Origin of the sequence: Flavivirga aquimarina (genome assembly GCF_030540835.1) — a bacterium.
Classification (GTDB): Bacteria; Bacteroidota; Bacteroidia; order Flavobacteriales; family Flavobacteriaceae; genus Flavivirga; species Flavivirga aquimarina.
On record NZ_JAUOEK010000025.1, the window covers coordinates 1 to 17299 of the forward strand.

Annotated in this window: 16 protein-coding genes, 1 rRNA gene and 1 pseudogene; 15 read left to right on the forward strand and 3 right to left on the reverse strand. The window is 31.4% G+C overall.

Annotated features, from left to right (window positions below; all coding sequences use genetic code 11):
• The first annotated feature begins 150 nt into the window (after window positions 1-150).
• The 5 genes from Q4Q35_RS01405 to Q4Q35_RS01425 all read left to right on the forward strand — a co-directional run bounded on the left by Q4Q35_RS01405 (window position 151) and on the right by Q4Q35_RS01425 (window position 3149).
• On the forward strand, window positions 151-405 hold the full coding sequence (locus Q4Q35_RS01405; RefSeq protein ID WP_303276133.1) for a hypothetical protein: 255 nt from the start codon (window positions 151-153) through the stop codon (window positions 403-405).
• A 9-nt stretch (window positions 406-414) separates the two neighbouring features.
• The gene (locus tag Q4Q35_RS01410) at window positions 415-768 is read left to right on the forward strand and encodes a hypothetical protein (protein WP_303276134.1); all 354 of its coding nucleotides are present in this window, start codon (window positions 415-417) and stop codon (window positions 766-768) included.
• Window positions 769-771: 3 nt separating this feature from the next.
• Window positions 772-1674 carry an ATP-grasp domain-containing protein gene (locus Q4Q35_RS01415; RefSeq protein ID WP_303276135.1) on the forward strand — a complete coding sequence of 301 codons (903 nt, stop codon included), beginning with the start codon at window positions 772-774 and terminating at the stop codon, window positions 1672-1674.
• 61 nt (window positions 1675-1735) lie between these two features.
• Window positions 1736-2254, forward strand: a complete 519-nt coding sequence (locus Q4Q35_RS01420; RefSeq protein ID WP_303276136.1) for an STM3941 family protein — start codon at window positions 1736-1738, stop codon at window positions 2252-2254.
• Between the two features lie 55 nt (window positions 2255-2309).
• Window positions 2310-3149, forward strand: a complete 840-nt coding sequence (locus Q4Q35_RS01425; RefSeq protein ID WP_303276137.1) for a hypothetical protein — start codon at window positions 2310-2312, stop codon at window positions 3147-3149.
• A 197-nt stretch (window positions 3150-3346) separates the two neighbouring features.
• Here Q4Q35_RS01425 and Q4Q35_RS22455 read toward each other — a convergent pair.
• Window positions 3347-3542, reverse strand: a pseudogene (locus Q4Q35_RS22455) (transposase); the annotation flags it as partial.
• Between the two features lie 240 nt (window positions 3543-3782).
• Between Q4Q35_RS22455 and Q4Q35_RS01430 the strand changes: the two are divergent.
• From Q4Q35_RS01430 to Q4Q35_RS01475, 10 genes are all read left to right on the forward strand, one after another.
• Complete coding sequence (locus tag Q4Q35_RS01430; protein ID WP_303276138.1) at window positions 3783-4208, forward strand: hypothetical protein; 426 nt, start codon at window positions 3783-3785, stop codon at window positions 4206-4208.
• Window positions 4209-4520: 312 nt separating this feature from the next.
• A complete protein-coding gene (gene rplS, locus Q4Q35_RS01435; RefSeq protein ID WP_303276139.1) occupies window positions 4521-4871 on the forward strand; it encodes a 50S ribosomal protein L19 in 351 nt (116 codons plus the stop codon).
• An 857-nt stretch (window positions 4872-5728) separates the two neighbouring features.
• The gene (locus tag Q4Q35_RS01440) at window positions 5729-7939 is read left to right on the forward strand and encodes an NADP-dependent isocitrate dehydrogenase (RefSeq protein ID WP_303276140.1); all 2211 of its coding nucleotides are present in this window, start codon (window positions 5729-5731) and stop codon (window positions 7937-7939) included.
• 76 nt (window positions 7940-8015) lie between these two features.
• Entirely contained in the window at window positions 8016-10391 is a 2376-nt protein-coding gene (locus Q4Q35_RS01445) for a TonB-dependent receptor (RefSeq protein ID WP_303276141.1), read from the forward strand.
• Between the two features lie 4 nt (window positions 10392-10395).
• On the forward strand, window positions 10396-11214 hold the full coding sequence (locus tag Q4Q35_RS01450; RefSeq protein WP_303276142.1) for a DUF4249 domain-containing protein: 819 nt from the start codon (window positions 10396-10398) through the stop codon (window positions 11212-11214).
• Between the two features lie 138 nt (window positions 11215-11352).
• The gene (locus Q4Q35_RS01455; RefSeq protein ID WP_303276143.1) at window positions 11353-12600 is read left to right on the forward strand and encodes an efflux RND transporter periplasmic adaptor subunit; all 1248 of its coding nucleotides are present in this window, start codon (window positions 11353-11355) and stop codon (window positions 12598-12600) included.
• The gene (locus Q4Q35_RS01460) at window positions 12600-13955 is read left to right on the forward strand and encodes an ABC transporter permease (RefSeq protein WP_303276144.1); all 1356 of its coding nucleotides are present in this window, start codon (window positions 12600-12602) and stop codon (window positions 13953-13955) included. Before Q4Q35_RS01455 ends, Q4Q35_RS01460 begins: the two co-directional genes overlap by 1 nt.
• Window positions 13956-14047: 92 nt before the next feature.
• Window positions 14048-15511, forward strand: a complete 1464-nt coding sequence (locus tag Q4Q35_RS01465) for a TolC family protein (RefSeq protein WP_303276145.1) — start codon at window positions 14048-14050, stop codon at window positions 15509-15511.
• A 29-nt stretch (window positions 15512-15540) separates the two neighbouring features.
• Window positions 15541-16359 (forward strand): N-acetylmuramic acid 6-phosphate etherase, encoded by an 819-nt coding sequence (murQ, locus tag Q4Q35_RS01470; RefSeq protein WP_303276146.1) that lies wholly within the window; start codon window positions 15541-15543, stop codon window positions 16357-16359.
• Window positions 16349-16579, forward strand: a complete 231-nt coding sequence (locus Q4Q35_RS01475) for a DUF6095 family protein (RefSeq protein ID WP_303276147.1) — start codon at window positions 16349-16351, stop codon at window positions 16577-16579. Before murQ ends, Q4Q35_RS01475 begins: the two co-directional genes overlap by 11 nt.
• 2 nt (window positions 16580-16581) lie before the next feature.
• Here the strand turns inward: Q4Q35_RS01475 and Q4Q35_RS01480 are convergent, their stop codons facing one another.
• Both Q4Q35_RS01480 and rrf read right to left on the reverse strand, forming a co-directional pair.
• Window positions 16582-17076 (reverse strand): DinB family protein, encoded by a 495-nt coding sequence (locus Q4Q35_RS01480; protein WP_303276148.1) that lies wholly within the window; start codon window positions 17074-17076, stop codon window positions 16582-16584.
• 120 nt (window positions 17077-17196) lie between these two features.
• Window positions 17197-17299: ribosomal RNA gene (gene rrf, locus Q4Q35_RS01485) — 5S ribosomal RNA — on the reverse strand; the annotation flags it as partial.

Sequence of the window (17299 nt, forward strand, 5' to 3'; positions counted from 1 at the left end):
GAGAGCTACAAAAAATGCAATTAATTTATACAACGAAATAAGATTACACTTATCTTTAGATTATAAAACACCTAATATGGTATATAAATTATCAGCGTAAAAATCAATTTTAACCTGTAGCCATATTTTAGGACAAGACAGCATGAAAAAATGAACGAAATAATAAAAAATAGAGATTATAATCAAACGATAATTTGGGAGGGTGATTTAAAAGATGATTGCACAGCTAAATGGTCTGGGTTAATGCTTCGAGCTGAATGGATGGACGAAGATTATTGGTGGTGGTGTGTTTATGATAATCTAAATAACGATATCCAAATTGATAGTTCAAATGAGTATGATGAAAGGTTTATTGGCGGAGAGGTTGCAAGAAGTAAAGCAGAGGAAATAGCAAAAGAATATTAAAAAAATGAGTTGATTTCCATAAATAAAGAACTCTCGGATAGGACGGGTTTTGACAAATTAATATCTGATTTAAAAGTTATCGGAATTTCGCCAATGCAAACAATTATGACTTTAATAAAAGATTTTGATTTTGAATACTCTGATGCCAAAAACAGAGTATTCGGTTCAGCTGTTTGGAAAGGTTTAAGAGAACAATCTGAAAATCTGACTCAAGCCTTTTTAGATATTGGAGCAGAAGATGCTGATAATGTTGAATATTATGAAGATGGGCACGTTAGTTCAATAACTTTTGATTTAACAAAGGAAGACTCGAAGAAAAAACGAACTTTTTGGAATAAATTAAAAGCAAGAATAAAAAAATAAATAGTGAGAATAATATATTGCGATAGTGTATTTGATAATAAGGTTATTGAACCTGATTATGAAGAAGAAAAAAAAATTGCTGTTAATTGTGGATTTGACCTTTCATTAATCAGCTTCGAGGAATTGACGGATGGAAATATTGCAACAGCTTTAAGATTTGTAAAAGAACCTGAAGACAAAGAATTAGGAATTTATCGGGGTTGGATGCTTACTCCAAATCAATATCGAAATTTGTATGACGGACTTCAAAAAAAGAACATTAAGTTGATAAACTCCCCTGCTGAATATAAACACTGTCATTATTTACCTGATTCATACGAAAAAATAGAATCGAAAACTCCAAAATCAAATTGGACAACTAAATTAGATAAAGACTCTATACTTAAACTGACTAAGGAATTTGGAGATAGCCCAATAATAGTAAAAGACTTCGTGAAATCTGAAAAACACAATTGGGAAGAGGCTTGTTTTATACCCAATGCTTCTGATTCGAGTAAAGTAAAAACTACTGTAGAAAAGTTTATTGAATTAAGAGGAGATTCATTAAACGAAGGCTTAGTATTCCGACAGTTCGAGGAACTTGAATTTTTGACTGACCACTCAAAAAGTAGAATGCCTTTAACCAAGGAGTTTAGAATCTTTTTTGCCAATAAGAAAATAGTAAAAGTATTTGACTATTGGGACGAAGGAGAGTATGGAGAAACCAAACCTGAACTTGACGACTTTGAAGAAATAGCACAAAATATTAATAGCAAATTCTTTACAATGGATGTTGCTAAAAAGAAAGATGGAGACTGGATTATTATGGAACTTGGAGATGGACAAGTCGCTGGATTGCCTGATAATGCTGATAAAAATGAATTTTACAATAACCTAAAAGAAAACGCACTACAACAATTTATATAGTGCATATGCACCCTGCGGGATGCAAACACACCATACAAGAATCGCCAGACAACATTTGAGAATGACCGAAATAAAACTTTATAAATCCAAACAAAGAGCAATCCAACTGATATTACTATGCACACCTTTTGTGCTAATCGGAATTTGGATGCTTGCAGACAAACCACTTATGGGATGGCTTTGTATTGGTTTCTTTGGACTCGGATATCCACTCGGAATTTACAATCTGATTGACAAAAAACCGATGATAATAATAAATGAAATCGGAATTTTTGACCGTAGTGCAAATCGTGATTTTATAAATTGGGAATTAATCCACGATGCTTATCCAATAAATATTAATGGCCAAAAATTTATTTGCTTGATAATTGATAAAAAATTCAAGCCATCTAGGAAAAAAGGAGTTATTTATAAAAGTGCTGTGAAACTAAACGAAGCGATTGGAGCTCAAGAATTAAATATACATTTAGGGCAAATTAAGAAAATTGATGAAATTAAACTGACTGAATTTATACTTGAAATGTCAAAAGCAGATAAAACAACTAAAGCGGAATTAATAAAAACGTTGCCTAACGTATAAAAATAATAGCCGGGATAGTAGTAAAATTAAACAATGTTCCTTAACAAACATATCCATGAAAGCAACACTATACATAATAAGCCTAGTAATTAGTACCTCCTGTTTTGGTCAAGATTTTAAGTATTTCGATTTCAAAAGCAAATTTGATTGGAGTCAAATTGAGACTGATAAAGTGACAACTAATTTACTTGAATCAAACTATGATTTCTTAAAAGGAAATCCTTATCCAGAATTGGAATACATATTAGAAAATATGGATAAATATCATCTATTTGACATTAATAACGATAATATTAATGAATTGATATTTAATGGATGGAATGGCGGAGAAGGAGAAATGGTAGTTATTTATAAACTGATAGGAGAACATTATGAGGAAAATCAGAATTTTTTTGGACGGATTGTAGATATTATACAAACTGAGCCAAATCAGACGAAATTAATGATCTATGATTATGCCTGTTGTGGTGGATACGTAGATAATATTGAGACTTTTAATTATAATTCAAAAAAACAACAATTCGAGATTGTTAATTCGGTTGCAAAGATTGACTTAACGACTATACCTACAGATTTGATAAAGCCAATAAAATTTGAGATTAGAAATACGCCTTACAATTTAAGATATTTACCTGAAATCGCTGCAGGTCCTAAAGATGGAGAGTATGACTTTAATGCGATTCAAGGTCAAAATATAGCTGCGATTTACAAAACAGGAGATACAGGAACTGTCTATGCAGAATCAAAAGATAGCACAGGGAGAGTCTGGTGGTTTGTAGTTATGGATTCAAAACCAGATTCGGGTGAAACTCTATATTATGATGGAAACAATCACATTGAAGATTACAAGCCAATTGGTTGGCTATCTAGCAGATACGTTGAAATTATCGATTAATACTTTTATGTTTAAAATAGCATGACACACTGCTTTGGTATCACTTTTCACTGTTTAAGAGATGAATTTTAGATATTTCTTGAGGTTATAGGCCCCATAGCAAAGAGAAGCATTATCTTGTGGCTTGCCTGATTCCGATAGTGTTTATTTTCCTAAGCCCCATATACTGGGTAAGCGTTCCAAAGACGGACTCTACTGTACCCTACTAAGCACAGTTTAAAGAAAACGACAGGGTCGGTACTCTTCTGTCCGCTTTCTCCATAATACATCTTGGTTAATTGGATATAGAAAATCTAAATTTAGAGCCTCTTTTAACCTACGATAAAAATTGTGTTTGAGAACCCGTTCACTGAGTCGGAATTGTGCAAATAATTTCTCTTGATAGTCTTTCTTGTCTTACATAACTAAAGATAACCATTTTATCTGTATTTTAGTTTTGTGCAACAGGCACAAAGTGTATAGTTCATTGTTCACTCCTTACATACTCGGAAAATCCGTAGGGTTTTCCAGCGTTGTGGTTTTATTTACTAATTTAGTTCCTAACCAACACAACGAAACCATACAAGAAACACGTTAACAATAATTTAGACGCAACCTTTATTGATAAATTGCATCTATATTAAAAAAATAGAAATGAAATTTAAGTATTATTATTTATTGATTTTATTATTATTTATCGCTTGTAATGATACAAAGGGTGAACTAGTAACTGCTGATGAAAATTTAATAGTAGGAAAATGGGTAAAAATAGAAGCATATATTAGTGTAGGCGGGCCTCAATATTGGGTGGATGTTGAAAATGGAGAAGAAATTGACTTTTTTGAAAATGGAACATTTTTTTCAAATAGATTTAAAGAATGTACAACTGGTAATTTTTCGATAGAAGAAAATATATTGCTTTTGGAATATACCTGTAATGGATTTAACCCAGTATCAGAAAATGAGAAAGGTTTTATTACATATAAATTGGATTTTTTATCGGATTATTTTATCCTCACACCAATTAGCGGACCAATTTGTATTGAAGGCTGTAGCTATAAATATCAAAGAAAAAAATAATAAAAGTATTCCGAAAAGGAAGGTGCCTTATCTACTTAAAGGAGCCTAGCGTTTTCTATAAAAACAAACATACTTTTACTTAAAATCACACTTTACTATCAATCCTTTTAAGATTGTTGAAGCCCGTGCTAAAGACAGAAGACCTTCGACTTCGCTCCTAAACTACTAACCTGACCTGAAAGAGAACCAAAAAAATATAAATAAAAGATTGTAGGTTATGAATTAATACTTATTTTTGCACCCAATTTCGGGTTAACCTCTGGCGAGAATCGTGAATGTTGTTCTGAATTAATTATAATTAAATTTAAAGATATGGAATCTTTAGTAAAATTTGTACAAGACGAATTTGTAACAAGAAAAGACCTTCCAGAATTTGGATCTGGAGATACTATTACTGTTTATTACGAAATTAAAGAGGGTAATAAAACAAGAACTCAGTATTTTAGAGGTACAGTAATACAAAGAAGAGGATCTGGAACATCAGAAACTTTTACCATTAGAAAAATGTCTGGATCTATTGGAGTAGAACGTATATTCCCTATAAACTTACCAGCTTTACAAAAAATAGAAGTTAATAAACGTGGTCAAGTACGTAGAGCAAGAATCTATTACTTTAGAGGTCTTACTGGTAAAAAAGCCAGAATTAAAGAAAGTAGACACTAATAACATATTATTGCAAAAGCAATTATTTAAAAGCCTTGATTTAAAATCAAGGCTTTTTTATTAACTATTGTTAATAAGTACGGTTTATAAGTAGTTGATATTTAATATCTTAAAAAGTTTGTTTTCTTAATTTCTGATTCTATATTAGCAGAAGAAACGATAACAACCTTGGTTGGTTTCATGGCAACATGAATTTGTATTGTATTCTAAATAAGGTAACGTTCTTTATTATAATTGTTTTTTGAGGTTTTATAGCACCACGTGTATGCGTGTGTAAGCTAAAAACCATGATATTACAAGAAGTCCTAAATGTGAGAGCAGTTAGCAACTGGTGTAGTTGAAAGCTTAAAAAGCAGCAGAAGCGAAAGCGTATGTTGTAATGAGAGCAATGCTTTAAACAAACTTGACGTGAAAACGAAAAGTGCGATTTTAAGCATCAAGGAAAACAATTAACAGAAACATATTTAGTAGTAGGTCAATGCATATTGAAAATTACTAATGTGTTTCATTGAAATAATAGCACTTGAATTGAAAAGGTTTAAATGCAAGTTTAAACCGATTTAGTAGGGATACTAATTAGATCACGTTATGTTATTTCAAAGAAAGCCATGTCAAAGAAGATTAAATTCTTCGTGATATGGCTTTTGTTATTTTATAACTTCAGTACCTGTTTTTTATTAAATCCTTTACGCTCTTCAAAAAAATTTACTATTCTGCTAAATCTATTCATTCTTAATTGTTTTTCATACAATATTTGAACATTTTTAATAATGCATTTTTGTATATTCGCAAGGCTAAAAACGAATCTACATATAAGCAGGTTTTTAGCTTTATAATAATTCTAAAAAAACGACACCATGTCTAAAATTATTTATACAAAAACTGATGAAGCCCCAGCTTTGGCAACGCATTCATTTTTACCCATTGTTAAAGCGTTTGTTAAGTCTTCAGGGATTAATATTGAAACAAGAGATATCTCTTTAGCTGCCAGAATTTTAGCTGTTTTTCCTGATTTTTTGAATGAAGACCAACGTGTTTCAGACGACCTAGCATTTCTTGGTGAATTAGCTAAAAAACCAGAAGCTAATATTATAAAATTACCTAATATAAGTGCCTCTATACCACAATTAAAAGGTGCGATAAAAGAATTACAATCACAAGGTTTTGGTATTCCTAATTATCCCGACAATCCAAAAAACGATTCCGAAAAAGATATTAAGTCGCGTTACGATAAAATTAAAGGTAGTGCAGTAAACCCTGTACTTCGTGAAGGGAACTCAGATAGACGTGCTCCAAAAGCTGTTAAGAATTATGCAAAAAAGAACCCACACTCAATGGGCGTATGGACTAGCGATTCTAAAACACATGTAGCCACTATGGAGTCTGGAGATTTTGCCCATAATGAAAAATCGGTTACTATACCAGAAGCTACAAGTGTAAAAATACAACATACAGATAATAACGGTAATGCCACCATTTTAAAAGATAACATTGCTTTACTAGAAGGAGAAATAATCGACTCTACAGTTATGAGCAAAAAGGCTCTTGTCTCATTTTTAGATGAACAAGTTGCAGATGCCAGAAATAACGACCTGCTCTTTTCTTTACATATGAAAGGGACTATGATGAAAGTTAGTGATCCTATTATATTTGGTCATGCCGTAAAAGCATACTATAAAGATGTGTTTGAAAAACATGGTGATTTAATAAAAGAATTAGATGTTAATGTAAATTCTGGAGTTAGTAATCTTTTAAGTAGAATTGAAGAACTTCCTGATGCTAAACGCAAAGAAATAGAAGCAGATATTGCTGCTGTTTACCAAAAAGGGCCTGCCATTGCTATGGTAAATAGTGATAAAGGTATTACAAACCTACACGTACCAAGTGATGTTATTATTGATGCCTCTATGCCAGCAATGATTCGTACATCTGGGCAAATGTGGAATGCAGATGGAAAACTTCAAGACACCAAAGCTATTATTCCAGATAGTAGCTATGCAGGAGTTTATGCAGCAACTATAGATTTTTGTAAAAAACATGGTGCTTTTGATCCAACCACAATGGGAACCGTTCCTAATGTTGGACTTATGGCTCAAAAAGCCGAAGAGTATGGATCTCATGATAAAACTTTCGAAATAGAGACTAGTGGAACCGTTCGTGTTGTTGATGCCTCTGGAAATACACTATTAGAGCATACTGTAGAAGAAGGTGATATCTGGAGAATGTGTCAAGTTAAAGACGCACCAATTCAAGACTGGGTAAAATTAGCTGTAACTAGAGCAAGAGCATCACAAACACCTGCTGTTTTTTGGTTAAATGAAAATAGAGCACATGATGCCCAATTAATTAAAAAAGTAAATAAATATTTAAAAGATCACGATACAAACGGATTAGATTTAAGAATCTTATCCCCTATTGATGCGACAATCTTTACTTGCGAAAGAATTATAGAAGGAAAAGATACTATTTCTGTATCTGGTAATGTATTACGTGATTATTTAACAGATTTATTCCCAATATTAGAAGTAGGCACAAGTGCAAAAATGCTATCAATCGTTCCATTAATGAATGGAGGTGGTTTATTTGAAACCGGTGCTGGTGGCTCTGCACCAAAACATGTACAACAATTATTAGAAGAAAATCACTTACGTTGGGATTCTTTAGGTGAATTTTTAGCTTTGGCAGTGTCTTTAGAACATTTTAGTGACGTTAATAATAACGCAAAAGCTAAAGTTTTAGGAGAAACGTTAGATGATGCTACCGATAAATTATTGGAAAACAGAAAAGGGCCTTCAAGAAAAGCTGGTGAATTAGACAATAGAGGAAGCCACTTTTACTTGGCGATGTATTGGGCACAAGAATTAGCAAATCAAACAAAAGATGAAGCCTTAAAAGCAGAGTTTATGCCTATTGCTAAGCAATTAACAGATAGTGAAGCTGCAATCGTAAAAGAGCTAAACGATATACAAGGTGTCTCAACAGATATAGGAGGTTATTATGAGCCTAATCAAACCCTTATCAATAAAGTTATGAGACCAAGTGAAATATTTAATAATATTTTACAATAGAAGAATATTTTATAAAGAATATTTAAAAGCTCCTTTTAGGAGCTTTTTTTATACTTTTATAAAAAATAGCCGTTGCATGAAAAACCTACTATTATGGTTTCTTTTCTCATTATGTTTTAACATTGTATCAATAAAAGCTCAACAAAAATTCACATTGAGCGGTAACATTTTAGAAGAAAAAAGTAACGAAACACTTATCGGTGTTAGTATTATTTTCCCTGAGATTCAAGCAGGAACAACTACAAACGAATATGGGTTTTATTCCATAACGCTACCAGAAGGCACATACAAAATAATTATTAGCTACTTAGGTTTCACCACTAAAAATGAAACGATTACACTTTCTGGTAATATTATTAAAAATTTTAGTTTAACCAACTCATTAGAAAATTTAGAGGAAATAGTTATTACCAAAAATATTGAAACACTCAATATAAAAACACCCCAAATGAGTGTTAACAAACTAACCTCTGCCACAATAAAAGACATCCCAGTTGTGCTTGGAGAAGCAGATATTATAAAAGCTATCACTTTACTTCCGGGTGTTACTAGTGCTGGTGAAGGAGCTTCGGGATTCAATGTAAGAGGAGGTTCAGTAGATCAAAACTTAATACTTTTAGACGAGGCAACAATTTATAATTCATCACATTTATTTGGTTTCTTTTCTGTTTTTAATCCAGATGCTATTAAAGATCTTCGTCTATATAAAGGTGGTATTCCAGCTCGTTATGGAGGTAGAGTTTCATCTGTATTAGATATTTACCAAAAAGAAGGAAACAATAAAGAATTACATATAAATGGAGGTATTGGTATTATATCAAGTAGATTACTTGTAGAAGGTCCAATAAAAAAAGAAAAAGGATCCTTTCTTTTTGGTGGCAGATCAAGTTATGCACATCTATTTTTACCGCTTTTTGATATTGATAATATTGCGTATTTCTATGATTTAAACACCAAATTAAGCTATAAAATAAACCATAGAAATAACATTTACCTATCAGGATATTTTGGGCGGGATGTTTTTAGAATTGAAGATACATTTGAAAATATTTATGGCAATTCCGTTTTAAACTTTAGATGGAATCATTTATTTTCAGATAAACTCTTTTCCAATCTATCTTTAATTTATTCCGACTATTATTATGATTTAAAATTAAGTTTTGTAGAATTTGATTGGGTTTCTGGTATTCAGAATTTTAATTTAAAATATGATTTTAAACATTATATCAGTGATAAAATTAAACTTCAATATGGCTTAAATAGTATTTATTATAAGTTTAACCCGGGTGATATAAAACCGACCGTAGAATCCTCGGGCATTAATCCGTTTAAATTAATTGATAAATACGCTTTTGAAAATGCTGTTTATTTAGACACAGAACATAAGCTATCGGATAAATTAGCTTTATCTTATGGTTTACGCTTAAGTACTTTTCATCGTTTTGGACAAGATGAACTTAATCTTTATGAAAATGATCAAGCGGTTGTATTTAACGAAGATTTTCAAATTTATGAAAAAGCGACTCCTATAGGAACACAAACCTTTAAACGAAGTGATGTTATTAAAAGTTTTTTTAATCTAGAGCCTAGAGCATCTTTAGCTTATCAATTAAATTCTGAAAATTCTATAAAGTTAAGTTACAATAGAATGAGTCAATATTTACATTTATTGTCAAATACCAACTCACCAACACCACTAGATATTTGGACACCTAGTGGTAAATATATAAAACCGCAATTACTCGATCAATATGCCATTGGGTATTATAAAAACTTTAACAATAATAACTACTCTCTGGAACTAGAGAGTTTTTACAAAACTGTAAAAAATAGAATTGACTATATAGATGGTGCCGATTTAATAGCAAATAATGCCATCGAACAAGTGATATTAAATGGAAAATCTAGAGCATATGGTTTAGAAGTATTACTTCGTAAAAACGAAGGTAGATTTAAAGGATGGGTGGCATATACACTATCAAAATCTGAACAACAAACACCAGGACGAACAGCAACCGAACTGGGAATTAATAATGGTAATTGGTATAAAACAGCCTTTGATAAAACCCATGATATTTCTTTTACCGGAAACTATAATTGGAATAGCAAATGGAAAATTAATGTTAATTTTTTATTCCAAACCGGGCAACCTGCAACATTTCCAAATGGACAATATATATTCAATGGTATAACTATTCCTAATTATAATGGTAGAAATTCAGATAGACTACCATCATATAATAGATTAGATATTTCGTTTAACTACACACCAAAACCTAAAAAAACCAAAGGTTGGAAAAGTTATTGGGTATTTGGCTTATACAATATATACAATCGTAAAAATGCAGCTTCTATCACTTTTTCCAAAGATATAGTTACAGGGTTAAATGAAGCTAATCAATTAGCTATTTTCGGAATCGTACCATCTGTGTCTTATAATTTTAAACTTTAAAATTGTGAAAAAATTAAAATACATATTAGTTTTTTGTCTACTTCCAATAGCATCCTGTCAAGATGTTATTGAATTAGATTTGAATAATGCCGAACCAAGACTGGTCATTGATGCATCTTTAGACTGGGTAAAAGGAACCAATGGAAATACGCAATCAATTCAACTAAGCCTAACAGCTCCATATTTTGACCAAACAGTTCCTCCAGCATCTGGTGCGACTGTAACTATTACAGATTCTAACAATAATGTTTTTAATTTTAATGAATTAGAAAATACGGGTATCTATAATAATAATAATTTTCTACCCGTACTTAATGGTATTTACAACCTTACCATACTTTATAATAATGAAACATATACGGCAACCGAAACCTTAACACCTGTTGTTCCAATAGAGTTTGTAGAACAAAAAAATGATGGTGGTTTTACCGGCAATGAAACCGAAATAAAAGCATATTACAACGACCCTGCTAATATTGAAAACTTTTATTTAATTGAGTTTATTATTATTAAAAATAACTCTATAAACCTTGAAGTTTATGATGATGAGTTTACTGACGGAAACCAAATTTTTGCTTTTTTTTCAGAGGAAGGCTTAAAAGCGGGTGATGAACTAAGGATTAAGAGTTCGGGGATTTCTGAACGTAACTTCGAATTTCTGAATATTTTATCACAACAAACCGATGATGAGTTTGGCGATCCTTTTGAAACTCAACCCGCAACAGTAAGAGGTAATTGCATCAACCAAACTAATCCAAGTAACTATCCTTTAGGATATTTTAGAGTTTCAGAATCCTCAATTTTTGTTTATACAATTGAGTAAATTTCTTACTTATTTGTTTTTTTTTATTTATGTTATAGACAAAAAAGTGATTTGTGGTATAATTTATGATGATATTAACAAAAATAAAAGTTCACTTATATACTTTTATAACCATCATCAATCAAACTAAAACAAATCATGTCTAAAAAAAAATTCCTCATTATTGGAGCTTTCTTAGTTGTTCTTGCAATTTCATATTCTCTGTTTGGAAGTACTAGTAGTGAAAACAAACCCATTACCGTAGAGGTTAAAAAAGGAAAATTTATAAGCGAAGTTATAATTTCCGGAGAAGCACAATCAACAAGTTCTAAGAAAATAAAAGGTCCTGGCAATGCCATGAGATTTAGGATTTACAATTTAAAAATACAGGACTTAGTAGCTGAAGGCACTATAGTAAAAAAAGGAGAATATATAGGCAAATTAGACCCTTCAGAAGTTAATGGAAAAATTAATGATGCTATGTTGAATTTAGAAAATGCACAATCTAAATACACACAACAACAACTTGATACAACGCTTACCTTAAAGCAAGAACGGAATACGATTAAAGATCTTCTTTTTACTATAGAAGAGAATAAACTTGAATTGACTCGTTCTGTTTATGAGCCCCCCGCTACCATCAGGCAACTGGAAATAAAAATTGAAAAAAACGAACGTGATTTAAAGGAAAAAAGAGAAGATTATTCAATCAAAAAAAGACAAGCCAATGCTAAAATGATTCAAGTTGGTACCGAAGTTTCAAAAATCAAAAAACAAATAGAAGATTTAACAAATTTACAAAAAGCGTTTACCATCTACTCAGAGGATGAAGGTATGGTAACTTATATTAAAGAACGAAACGGGTCGAAAAGAAAAACAGGATCTACTTTATCCCCTTGGGACCCTTCAATTGCTAGTCTACCGGATTTAACAAAAATGGAATCTAAAACCTATAGCAACGAAGTAGATATTAGAAAAATAGAAAAAGGGCTTCCTGTAAAAGTTGGCTTTGATGCTTTTCCTAACATTGAATTGGAAGGTGAAGTGACACAAGTTGCAAATATAGGTGAAAACAAAAGAGGTTCAGATATTAAACTTTTTCAGGTTTTAATCAAATTAAACGAAACCAATAATAATATTAGACCAGGCATGACAACTTCTAATAGAATATTAACACACGAAGAAGAAGATGTAATAACTGTGCCTCTGGAAGCTATATTCTCTAAAGATTCTATTAGTTATTCCTATGTCAAATCGGGCTATTCCATTCAGAAAAAACAAGTAGAATTAGGTTTATCCAATAATGAAGAAGTTATAATCATCAAAGGATTAAAAGAAGGCGAAACGGTTTATCTAAACAAACCAGAAGATACAGATGATAAAAGTATAACATTATTAGACAACTAATGATAGATAAAATACTTTTAGAAAAATTAAAATCTAATTTCACAGAAGCATTTCGGCTAATCAAAACCAATAAATTTAGAACTTTCTTAACTGCTTTGGGAATTATTTTTGGCGTAGCTGCTGTAATTACCATGTTAGCTATTGGAAATGGTGCCGAAAAAGAAATATTATCACAACTAGAATTGGTTGGCGTTAATAATATAGTGGTAACACCAATTCCTGACGATGAAGACACAGAAGATAGTGAAGAAGATACAGGAGAAGAAAATAGTAAAACCAAAAAATTTTCAAAAGGCTTAGATATGTTAGACGCCTTAAGCGTTAAAGACTATATCCCTAGTGTTGAAATTGTTAGTCCAGAAATTATACTAAATACCTATGTAATTAACAACGGTAAACAAAATTCCGTTAAACTTATTGGCGTTACAGCATCGTTTTTTGAATCTTCAAATATTGGTATCGAAAAAGGGAAGTTTTTCTCAAAATACCAATCTGAAAATGCTTTGCCCGTTTGTATAATTGGAAGAAAAGTAGAGAAAAAATTATTTACAGGAGAAAGTGCTCTTGGCAAGCAAATTAAAGTTAAAGATGTCTGGTTGCAAATCATTGGAGTTATTGAAGAGAAACTAATTTCCGACAAGGCTCAAGAGAATTTGGGTATAAGGGATTTGAATCAAGACGTATACATTCCTATCAAAACATTTCTAGTTCGTTATAGAGATAGAAAAATAATAACCGATGATATCAATGTAAATAATAACAACAATCAAAATGGTCCAAAAAATAGAATCCCTAGAGGTAATTACCATCAAATAGACAAACTTACTGTCCAGGTTTCTAGCTCTGACAAACTAAAAGCAACAGCCGAAGTATTAAGCAAAATGCTTAAAAGAAGACATAATGATGTATTGGATTTTGAAATAACCATTCCTATTCAACTTCTAAAACAACAGCAGAAAACAAAGCAAATTTTTAATATCGTGTTAATTATCATTGCAGGTATTTCATTACTCATAGGCGGTATAGGCATCATGAATATTATGTTGGCTTCTGTATTAGAACGTACAAAAGAAATAGGTATTATAAGAGCTATTGGAGCTACTCAAGAAGATGTTATTCTACAATTCCTATCAGAATCTGTCCTTATTAGTGTAGGCGGTGGTGTTATTGGAATTATAGTTGGAGTTATAGGAGCCTATATTATTGAAATAGTCTCTGGTATAGAAACCGTTCTATCTATTTCCTCAATCATGCTGTCATTCTTTATAGCTGTAATTGTGGGACTCGTTTTTGGAATATTTCCGGCTAAAGCAGCCGCTAAGAAAAGACCTATCGAAGCTTTAAGAACAGAATAAAAAATAAAGCCCTCATAGCAGGTTAATTAAAACAAGTTAATGTTTTTCAAAAAAATGGTTAAATATCAATTTGCTACTAATATTATAAACCCATGAAAAAAATATTCCACATACTATTACTCTCTATTTTGCCTTTAATAGCTTTTTCGCAATCAAAAGAAATAACACTTGAAGAAGCTATTAAAAAAGCACAAAAACAATCGCCAGATTATCAAAGAAACTTAAACCAAAATCAAGCAAGTTATTGGCGTTTTAAAAATTACAAAGCACGCTTTTTGCCGCAATTAAGACTGGATGCTACATTACCAGAGTTTAGCAATACTGTAATAAGACAAACAGATGATGAAGGGCAGGATCGTTTTGTTAATCAAAATCAATTATTTCTGGCAGGTGGTTTATCTATATCTCAAAACATACCCTATACAGGAGGCTCCCTATCTGTATACTCTAATTTACAAAGAGTAGATCTTTTTGGCGATAGTGATCTCACAACCTATTCAGTTATTCCATTTTCAATTCAATACCGTCAAAGTTCCCTTTTTTACAATAGTTTTAAGTGGGATAAAAAAATTGAACCCCTAATTTATGAAGAATCAAAAAGAGATTTTATTGAAACAATGGAACAAATTTCGATAAATACATGTAGGTATTACTTTAGTTTGCTTAAAGCTCAAATGCAGTTAAAAATTTCTGAACAAAACTTATCGAACCAAGACACGTTATATCAAATTTCGCAAGGGCGCTTTAAAATGGGGAAAATTGCTGAGAACGAATTATTGCAAATGGAATTATCTCTCTTAAACTCCAAAAACAATGTTACTACAAATACCATAGAATTAAAACGTACTTCTCAAAACATTTCGCGTTTTTTAAGGTTAGATAATGAAAACATAGAATTAAGGATTCCTGAAGAACTTGCTCTTTTTGAAGTGGACATTAGTAAAGCCATTGAAGAAGCAAAGTCAAATAGAAAAGCTGTCATAGAATTTAGAAGAAAACGATTGCAAGCAGAAAATGAATTGGCTAGAGCTAAAGGGAATAATAAGTTGGAAATGAGTCTTAATGCTAACTTAGGAATTTCTCAAAATGGAAATGAGTTTAATAACTTATTCAATAATTACAACAAACAACAATATGTATCATTAAACATAGGCATTCCCATCTTCGATTGGGGCATTTCAAAATCTGAACGTAAAATGGCAAAGGCTAATTTAGATTTAACAAATAATGATATAGAACAGGACAAACAAGAATTTGAGCAAGAAATTTATCTACATGTACTTAATTGGTCTAGCAAAAGGGATTTTTTAATCACATCACAAAAAGCTAGAGAAATTGCAGATAAAAGTTATGAAATAACAAAAAAAAGATATGTTCTTGGGAAAATAACTATAACAGACTTAAATATCAGTCAAGAGAAAAAAGATCAAGCTGTTGTGAAATATCTCAATTCTCTTGAAGACTTTTGGATAGATTACTACATTTTAAGGCAACTTACACTTTACGATTTTATAAATGACAAAAAAATTGAGGCTGACGATATTCTTTATGATTAAAACTGATGATTAATTCATACTTTTGAATCATGAGTTTTATCAAAACAACAGAACAGGATTCCAATTACGACCATCTGGAAAAGATGAGTATTAATGAATTGTTAAGCAGCATTAATAACGAAGATAAAACAGTGCCTTTAGCTGTAGAGAAAGCACTACCTTATATAGAAAAATTAATAGAACAAATAGTAGAAAAGCTTAAACTGGGTGGACGGTTATTTTATATGGGGGCTGGTACTAGTGGCCGTTTAGGTATTCTTGATGCATCAGAATGTCCTCCTACATTTGGAGTCTCTCACGACTTAGTAATTGGTCTTATTGCTGGTGGTGATACAGCCATAAGAAAAGCAGTAGAATATGCTGAAGACTCTACAACTCAAGGATGGAAAGATCTTCAGGAGTATAATATAAGTTCAAATGATGTTGTTGTAGGCATTGCTGCTTCAGGTACGACACCATACGTTATAGCTGCTCTGGAAACGTGTAACCAAAACAACATTGTTACAGGATGCATTACATGCAATCATAATAGTCCGTTATCACAAACAGCACAATTTCCCATTGAAATCATAGTAGGCCCAGAATTTGTTACCGGTAGTTCCAGAATGAAAGCAGGAACAGCACAAAAGTTAGTCCTTAATATGATTACAACTTCTACAATGATTCAACTAGGTCATATAAAAGGAAACAAAATGGTTGATATGCAACTAAGCAATAACAAATTAGTTGATAGGGGTACTAAAATGATTATGAATGAATTAAACATTTCAGAAAAAGAAGCTCAACAATTACTAACAAAATATGGTAATGTACGTTTAGCTATTAAAAATTATAATAATGGAAACTAAAAAAACCAATCGTGAGGTTCTTGTAAAAGGGCTAAAAATAATGGGAATTTCTTTAGGTGCTATGTTTTTAGGTCCATTACTTATCTATATTGCTTTTATTAACCAAGAAAAGCCTTTGTATATCCCTATTCTAATTGTGGCTATTATTGTATGTGGGTTAGCCATTTATTTAGCTTTTAAAGGGCTAAATACCATATTAGATAGTATGTTTAAAAAATAACACTAATATGCTGTCTCTTTTGGAGTCGTTGGATTATAACCAAAATCATTATCATCAATAATAACACCCAACCTATCTAATATATAATTTATAATGGCATAGTGATGTATCGTATGACTATTAGCTTGAGCTAACAGAGCAGCCATGGTATATGGCATTTCTATTTTTCCAAGTCCTAAGTCATCAATGACACAAATCGTTTCATCATGATTCTTTTCTAAATTGCTAAGTTTCTCCATCAAGGTTGATAGATAAGCTTTAGCAGAATCACAACAAGTTTCAATTTTATTGTCTCTCTTCCTAGCCGTTAAATCGATACAGCCATTTTTAATATTTAAAATGCAATCGTAAAAATCTAAAATATGTCTCAAATGAGATCCTACACTCGATTTATAAGGTGACACAGAAGTGTTACTTAGAATAGTATCATCTAAATTATTTAATAAATATTGAGACTTTTGTAATGTACTAAGTGTAGATTTAATAATAATATTCATGGATACTAAAATAGTTAAATAAACTGCAATATAGAATAATTTTTCATTAGTCTAAGAACTATTATATCCTTACATATAAAACAAAAAAATCCCGATTCTAAAAAAAGAATCGGGATTCAAAAAAGGCAACGACCTACTCTCCCACAAATGCAGTACCATCGGCGCTAATGGGCTTAACTTCTCTGTTCGGAATGGTAAGAGGTGAGCCCCATCGCTATAACCA

Bases quoted from the DNA above. Each gene is read 5' to 3' on its own strand.
- Q4Q35_RS01405 (WP_303276133.1), top strand. From the start codon at position 151: ATGAACGAAATAATAAAAAATAGAGATTATAATCAAACGATAATTTGG.
- Q4Q35_RS01420 (WP_303276136.1), top strand. From the start codon at position 1,736: ATGACCGAAATAAAACTTTATAAATCCAAACAAAGAGCAATCCAACTG.
- Q4Q35_RS01425 (WP_303276137.1), top strand. From the start codon at position 2,310: ATGAAAGCAACACTATACATAATAAGCCTAGTAATTAGTACCTCCTGT.
- Q4Q35_RS01430 (WP_303276138.1), top strand. From the start codon at position 3,783: ATGAAATTTAAGTATTATTATTTATTGATTTTATTATTATTTATCGCT.
- rplS (WP_303276139.1), top strand. From the start codon at position 4,521: ATGGAATCTTTAGTAAAATTTGTACAAGACGAATTTGTAACAAGAAAA.
- Q4Q35_RS01440 (WP_303276140.1), top strand. From the start codon at position 5,729: ATGTCTAAAATTATTTATACAAAAACTGATGAAGCCCCAGCTTTGGCA.
- Q4Q35_RS01445 (WP_303276141.1), top strand. From the start codon at position 8,016: ATGAAAAACCTACTATTATGGTTTCTTTTCTCATTATGTTTTAACATT.
- Q4Q35_RS01455 (WP_303276143.1), top strand. From the start codon at position 11,353: ATGTCTAAAAAAAAATTCCTCATTATTGGAGCTTTCTTAGTTGTTCTT.
- Q4Q35_RS01460 (WP_303276144.1), top strand. From the start codon at position 12,600: ATGATAGATAAAATACTTTTAGAAAAATTAAAATCTAATTTCACAGAA.
- Q4Q35_RS01465 (WP_303276145.1), top strand. From the start codon at position 14,048: ATGAAAAAAATATTCCACATACTATTACTCTCTATTTTGCCTTTAATA.
- murQ (WP_303276146.1), top strand. From the start codon at position 15,541: ATGAGTTTTATCAAAACAACAGAACAGGATTCCAATTACGACCATCTG.
- Q4Q35_RS01475 (WP_303276147.1), top strand. From the start codon at position 16,349: ATGGAAACTAAAAAAACCAATCGTGAGGTTCTTGTAAAAGGGCTAAAA.
- Q4Q35_RS01480 (WP_303276148.1), bottom strand. From the start codon at position 17,076: ATGAATATTATTATTAAATCTACACTTAGTACATTACAAAAGTCTCAA.